5 protein-coding genes, 1 tRNA gene and 1 pseudogene are annotated in these 6,822 nt (G+C 61.1%); all 7 read left to right on the forward strand.

The window, feature by feature from the left end; genetic code table 11:
• The first annotated feature begins 6 nt into the window (after positions 1-6).
• Positions 7-99 (forward strand) — tRNA-Ser (locus G486_RS0112720).
• Between the two features lie 413 nt (positions 100-512).
• Complete coding sequence (locus G486_RS22240; protein ID WP_034387539.1) at positions 513-1,061, forward strand: RNA polymerase sigma factor; 549 nt, start codon at positions 513-515, stop codon at positions 1,059-1,061.
• A 75-nt stretch (positions 1,062-1,136) separates the two neighbouring features.
• Complete coding sequence (locus tag G486_RS22245) at positions 1,137-2,240, forward strand: FecR family protein (RefSeq protein WP_034387542.1); 1,104 nt, start codon at positions 1,137-1,139, stop codon at positions 2,238-2,240.
• Positions 2,241-2,356: 116 nt separating this feature from the next.
• Positions 2,357-2,671 (forward strand): annotated as a pseudogene (locus G486_RS24560) (STN domain-containing protein); the annotation flags it as partial.
• 117 nt (positions 2,672-2,788) lie between these two features.
• A complete protein-coding gene (locus tag G486_RS0112735; protein WP_245587313.1) occupies positions 2,789-4,762 on the forward strand; it encodes a TonB-dependent siderophore receptor in 1,974 nt (657 codons plus the stop codon).
• A gap of 212 nt (positions 4,763-4,974) precedes the next feature.
• On the forward strand, positions 4,975-6,621 hold the full coding sequence (locus G486_RS22250; RefSeq protein ID WP_034387547.1) for a PepSY-associated TM helix domain-containing protein: 1,647 nt from the start codon (positions 4,975-4,977) through the stop codon (positions 6,619-6,621).
• Positions 6,618-6,822, forward strand: a 205-nt coding sequence (locus tag G486_RS0112745) for a hypothetical protein (RefSeq protein ID WP_027015889.1), incomplete at its 3' end; no start/stop codon positions are given. The genes G486_RS22250 and G486_RS0112745, both read left to right, overlap by 4 nt.

The raw sequence follows: 6,822 nt of genomic DNA on the forward strand, positions 1-6,822 counted from the left end.
CAAGCCGGAAACGTGACCGAGTGGCCGAAGGTGCTCCCCTGCTAAGGGAGTATGGGGTGTAGAGCCTCATCGAGGGTTCGAATCCCTCCGTTTCCGCCAAGAATCTAAGCCCTGAGTGTTCGCATTCAGGGCTTTTTCTTTTTCGGAGCCGGCTTAATTGAAGATGCTGCGCTGGGCGAGCGCACGCCGACTTTGCAGTGTGCGCCATCGATGGTCGTTGCCCTCTGAAGTTGCGATTTGCGGGCGGCCTCAAATCTGATGTGCAGCACTCTCAAAATTGAGGCTGTTTTGATAGCCAAAACACGCGGGCAACTGAGCGAAGAGAGCGCCACGCAACAGCACTGGGTCTGCAGCAAAAGCCAAGCACACGGGCCATAGCGTCATCAGAGATGCTGTATGGCAGATAATGAGAAGGATTCCCAGTTACAAGCGGGCACAGGTTCAGCCATCGCCACATCTCGACGCCAAATTGCTGAAGGGAATTTTTCCATCCTTTTCCCATTGGTCGAGTCGTGCTTGAGCGTTATTACCGTGATCTGCTGAACTTTTTGTCCCGCAAGGTGGCGGATCGTTCCGTCGCGGCCGATTTGACGCAGGAAACCTATGCGCGCATTTATGCAGCGCAAGCCTCAGGTACTGCCATCAACAACGGGCGGGCGCTTCTCTATCAGACAGCCCGCAATCTTGCCATCGACCACCAGCGGCACAATATTGTCCGAGATGGCGTGGAAGTGCCCCTGACGGATGACGAACCTATAGATGCTCCAGGACCTATGGGACTGGAGCCCGAGGCAGCACTGGCCTCGCAGCAAGGCATACTAAGTTTGGTCGCGGCCATCGACGGGCTGCCTCTGCGTTGCAGAGAGGCGTTCATGCTCAACCGCTTTGAGGGCATGACCTACTCGCAGGTTGCAGAGCGCATGGGCATTTCCGTCAAGGCGGTTGAGCAACACATCAAGCATGCACTTGATGTCTGTGAGCGCATCCGTTTGCAAGACCGAGGAACTCCAGGCGCAATGGTCACAGCGCGCAAAAAACTGAATCGTTCCAAACATGGCTGAGCAAAGATTGCATCCGGCGGCCAACCTAGGGTATCTGACCCGCGACACGTCTACCTAAATAAGAAACAAAGTCCCATGACACCATCTCTGCCTCCTACCACCAACGGCACTTCTGCTCGGGAAGACGCCTTGGATTGGTTCGTCCGGCGGCGGGGCCAAGGATTCAGCGTGCAAGATGAGTTGCTATTCCAAGCATGGCTCAATGCCGCACCGTCGAACCGGGATGCATTCGACCACTGGCAAGCGCAGTGGCAGTCTTTCGACACCATTTCGCAAGACATGAAGGCGCTTTTGCAACGCAATCTGGCATACGACCAGGCCATGGAAGCCGCGAGTGGCGCTGCGCGCGAGGCCATCCAGTCTGGCAAATCGACAAATGACCGTGCTGAGACTGAAGCAGTCGTCAAGAGCGGGCCAACGCGTCGCAGAGTTTTGGCGCCAGTATTAGGCATGGCCGCCATAGCCGCAGTGGCTACAAGCGCAGGTGGTCTTGCCTGGCAGCACTGGCAGACAAGACCCAGCTTTGTTCAGTCGTTGGCCTCGAAACGCGGGCAGCAATTGGAGGCAACGATGCCTGAAGGCACTCGTCTGCGCCTTGATGCAGCGACTCGGCTAGAAGTCTCCTACTACCGCAACCGGCGCGAAGTGAGGTTGCTTGAAGGCCAGGCCATCTTCGAGGTGAGTTCCAACCCGGCGATGCCGTTTGATGTGTTGGCAGGGCCCGTGCGCGTGACGGTGGTGGGGACGCGTTTTGCCGTGCGATACATCCCAGATTTGCCGGGCGAAGCGGGAGTGCGCATTGCTGTGGAGGAAGGCAAAGTGCGTGTCGCACAAGCGGGGGGGGCCGGCCATGTCGTGATGCTCTCCGCTGGACAACAAGTCACCAGTGATCGCGATGGAGGATTGGCTGCTGTGCGCCCTGTCGCTTCTGCTGAGGTGGCTCCTTGGCGGAATCAACGTGTGCGCTTCGATAGTCAGCGGCTGGACGTCGCACTGGCGGAACTTGGGCGCTATGTCGATGTGCGGCTGGTCATCCATGATCCGGCCGTAGCAGCCTTGCCGATCACTGGCGTGTTCGATCCTGCAGATCTATCCACCTTCCAGCGCGTGCTGCCCGCATCGCTACCCGTGCGCCTGAAAGAGGTGGGGCAGGGCTTTTGGGAAATCGCCATGCGCTGAACCGCGTCGAGCGCGCGTTGCTCTTTCAGCAAATTTTTTGCTGCGGAACTAGGGTATTTCGCAGGTCCTTCGTCTTCATAAGTAAGAACCATTCGTTTTTACATCGGAGGACATTGATGTCTCGCTTTCCCCTGCGGCCTGCGCCGCTTGCCCTGGCCGCTGCATTGGCATTGGCTGGGTCTTCGCTCTATGCCCAAGGCTCGGCACCGGCTCTTTCTGCTGCTCCGCTTCAATTCAATATTGCATCCAAGCCATTGGCCCAGGCATTGAGCGATTGGGCACTGCAAACGCACTTGCAGCTCATTGTTCAACCGTCATTGGTTAGTGGAAAAACCTCTCCGCCTGTAACTGGCAATTTGACACCGCGCCAGGCGTTGGATCGTATGTTGGGTAGCAGTGGCCTTGTGGGCGTTCAAGACGGGAGTGCGATTGTTATCAAAGCTGCAGGAGCAGGGGGGGAGGCTATGACGCTTGGTACTGTGACAGTGACGGCGCAAGCCGAAAACAACACTGCCACCGAAGGGACTGGCTCCTACACTGCGGGCAGGATGCGCACTGCCTCTAAACTGGACCTGTCCATTCGGGAAACGCCGCAATCCGTCAGCGTGGTGACGCAGCAGCAAATGCGCGATGCCAATATGCAATCGCTCGACGATGTGACTGAAAATCTCCCGGGCGTCACCTACAGCAAGCTGGGCACTGAGCGCTCGTACTTCTATTCGCGCGGCTTCCAAGTCACCGACCTGCAGATCGATGGCCTGTCCACCAGCATGGCAGAGAGCTTTTCCGCCGATGCCATGTCGCTCAACAACATGGCGATCTACGACCGGGTGGAGGTAGTGCGCGGCGCCAATGGCCTGCTCCAGGGATCGGGCAATCCATCGGCCGTCATCAACTTGGTGCGCAAGCGGCCCACGCGCGAGTTCCAGATGAGTGCCGAGGTTGGTGCCGGCTCCTGGGCGGACTACCGGGCCCAGCTCGACGTGTCGGGTCCGCTCAATGCCGAAGGCACCTTGCGCGGTCGCGCCGTGCTGTTCAACAACCAGGCCAACAGTTTCAAGCAGGGGGCCGAGGCCGACAACCGGATGCTCTATGCCATCGTCGAGGCCGATCTGGGCACCGCCACGACGGCCAGCCTCGGCTTCAGCGCGCAGCGCGACAACCACCAGGGCTATGACTGGGGCGGCCTCAACACGCGAGAAGATGGCTCGTTCTACAAACTCGGCCGCTCGGTTTCGCAAGCAGGCCCGGACGCTCACCTCAATCGAGACAACTACACCGTCTTTGGCGACGTCAAGCATCGCCTGGGCAACGGCTGGAACCTGACTGCCGCCTTCAACGCGGTGCGCTCCAAGGCCAGCTTCGTTGCCAGCTACCCCACGCGGGTTTCGGGCAGCATCCAGGAGCTGTCCTGGGTGGATGCGGAGTACACCGACAAGCAGGTCGCCTTCGACCTGCATGCCAGCGGCCCCTACACGCTGTTCGGCCGTCAGCACCAGCTCATGCTGGGCCTGAGCAGCCGCAGGGACAATTTCGACTACGACATCTATGCGCCTCTGGGCTCGCAGAGGATCGACATCAACGGCTTCGACTTCTCCTCGATCCGCAACCCGGGCTTCAGCAGCACGCCCACCGCCTATGCGCTGGAGAGAAATGAGAAGGGTGCGTCCATTGCCACCCGCCTGCGCGCCACCGACGCGTTGAGCCTCATCGTCGGCGCTCGGTTGAGCTGGTCGGACTATTCCTCCCGCAGCCCGTACACCACCGCTTCTTTCGACTCCGGACGGCAGTTCATTCCGTATGCGGGTGTGGTCTATGACCTGAGCCCAGCGCATGCGCTCTACGCCAGCTACACCGATATCTATTCGATCCAGCAGTACTACAGCCCGAGCGGCCTGCTCGACCCGGTGCAAGGCAGGAACTACGAGGCCGGCGTGAAGAGTCAGTTCTTTGATGGCCACCTGCAGACTGCACTGGCCGTGTTCCAGACCGAACAGCTCAACCTGCCGGTGGCCCTGAGCATGCCCTCGACCTGCGGGTTGAGCGGCAGCACCCGCTGCTACACAGAGGGTGGCAAGGTCCGCAACCGTGGCATCGACCTGGAGGTCACGGGATCGCCCACACCTGGCTGGAATATCGCCGCCGGTTTCACCTTCAGCGACCCGGAGTACGTGGCTGGCCCAGATGCGGGCAAGGACTACAACACAACCCTGCCGCGCAAGGTCTTCAAGCTGTCCACCGACTTTCGCCTGCCCGGCGGACGGTGGCGCGTGGGCGCAGGCGTACAGGCCCAGAGCGCAATGTTCCACAAGGGCAAGGGTTTTCACATCCACCAGGGCGGCTACACGCTGCTGAATCTGCATGCGGGTTACGAGTTCAACAGCCACCTGCGGTTGCAGCTGAACGTGCGCAACGCGTTGGACAAGCACTACTACCAGTCCATTCCGACCAACAACAATTACGGCGGCGTCTTCGTCGGCACTCCGCGCAGCTTCGCGGTGACCCTGCGCTATGACTACTGAACGCAAGTCTTCTTCGCCGCCTTGTCATGGAGGCCGGGCGGTCGCGCTTTCCCGGCGCGCCCCGTGCCGGTCGGCATGTGTGCAGGGGCCTGCGCCATGGGCCAGGTCGGGTGGGGCGGTTCCGCACGGGCTCAGGTTCGCTGCCGGGTCACGTCCTGCAGACCCGTGCTGGCAAGAAAGTAAGTGCAATTCGACCTAAGGCAGAGGTATCAGTGGGAAGTTCTTTACGTCAATCCGCAGCCTGGCTGCACACCTGGAGCGGCCTTGTCGTTGGCTGGCTGCTGTTCTTTGTGTTCGTCACGGGTACGGCTGGCTATTTCCAGCACGAAATCACGCGCTGGATGCGGCCGGAGCAGCCGCTCGTACAGCCGCAGCCACATGCGCAGCAGGATCTGCGGCGCATGACGGCCCTGGGGCTGGAACGCCTGGAACAGATGGCGCCCGAGGCGTCGAGCTGGCGCATCACGCTGCCGCACGCGTCTGCTGGTGGGCGCTCCTGGCAGGAGTTCGGCGTGCGCTGGCAGCAGGTACCCGAGCCGGGTCATGAGTTTGGCGCTTCCTTCACCGAGAGGCTCGACCCCTTGACGGGAGCGGTCCGGCTTGGCGAGCCCGAGCCGCGGGCCACGGCAGGCGGCTATGGGTTGTACCGCATGCACTATGTGCTGCATTACATGTCCTATGAATGGGGCATGCGCATCGTCGGCGTGTGCACCATGCTCATGCTGATTGCCATCGTCACCGGGGTCATCACACACAAGAAGATCTTTGCCGACTTCTTTACCTTCCGCCCAGGCAAGGGGCAGCGTTCATGGCTGGATGCGCACAACGCCATCAGCGTCATGGCGTTGCCGTTTTTCCTGATGATCACCTACAGCGGGCTGGTGTTCTTTTTGTTCACCTACATGCCTGCAGGGCGCGAACTGCTGTATGGCAGCGGGCCGGCGGGCAATGAATCCTTCTACGATGAACTTTTTGAACGTGATGGCCACAAGCATGTGGCCATCACCCTGCCTGCAACCGACGTGGCGGCGCTGGTGACCCAGGCATGGGAGCATTGGGGAGAGGGCCAGGTGGCTTCGCTGACCATCGAGCGCCACGAGGGTGAGCCCACCGAGATCACCATCGCCCGCGCCAACGGCGGCAGTCTCGATATCTGGAACCCGCCCACCTTGCGTTTCGACGCGGCTACCGGCCAGGCGCTGCCTGCGGAGCCGCGCGTGGGTGGCGAGGCAGTGCGCACGCAAAGCGTGATGCTGAACCTGCACGAAGGCCTGTTTGCTGGCATATGGGGCCGGTGGCTGTATTTCGTGGTCGGGCTGCTGGGCTGCGCCATGATCGGCACGGGCCTCGTGCTGTGGACCGTCAAGCGACGCAAGCGCCACCTTGCGGCAGGCCTCGAAGGCAGTGAGTCGTTGGGTCTGCGCTTGGTCGAGCGCCTGAATGTCGCCACCATCGCCGGCCTGCCCTTGGCAGTGGCCGCGTATTTCGGGGCCAACCGGCTGCTGTCGGTAGAGATGGCAGACCGCGCGGCCTGGGAGTTGCACGCCTTGTTTGCCGTATGGCTGGGTACGCTGTTCTATGCACTGGCCCGTCCGCTGGCACGCGCCTGGGTGGAGCTGCTGTGGGGTTGCAGCCTGGCCTACGCACTGGTGCCGGTACTCAATGCACTGACCACCAACCGCCACCTGGGTCAAAGCCTGCTGGCGAGTGATTGGGTGTTCGCGGGGTTTGATCTGAGCATGCTGGCGCTGGCCGCTGTCTTCGCCGTGATGGCAGTGAAGGTCCGCCGACGCGTAATACCCACTCAGGCATCTGCGCAACACATGCCCCAGACGGCGCTGGGCAAGGAGGCTGTATGAGCAAGCTCACCACACTGACCGCCGCCTATCGCTGGTCCGTTGCATCGCGGGTGGCTGCTGCTGCGCTGGGCGGCTACGCATTAGCCTCCGCTGCCACGGTGTTGCTGGCGTTGCTATGGCCTGCGCCCAAAGCGCAAGGCGTGCTTTGGGCCACGATGCTGAGCTTTGCCGTCTACACCGCCGCCGTGATCGGGGTCTTTT

This window comes from Comamonas composti DSM 21721, assembly GCF_000429845.1.
GTDB classification, from domain to species: domain Bacteria; phylum Pseudomonadota; class Gammaproteobacteria; order Burkholderiales; family Burkholderiaceae_C; genus Comamonas; species Comamonas composti.

Coding starts and splice junctions, on each gene's coding strand:
- G486_RS0112735 (WP_245587313.1), top strand. CDS start 2,789: ATGCGCACTGCCTCTAAACTGGACCTGTCCATTCGGGAAACGCCGCAA.
- G486_RS22245 (WP_034387542.1), top strand. CDS start 1,137: ATGACACCATCTCTGCCTCCTACCACCAACGGCACTTCTGCTCGGGAA.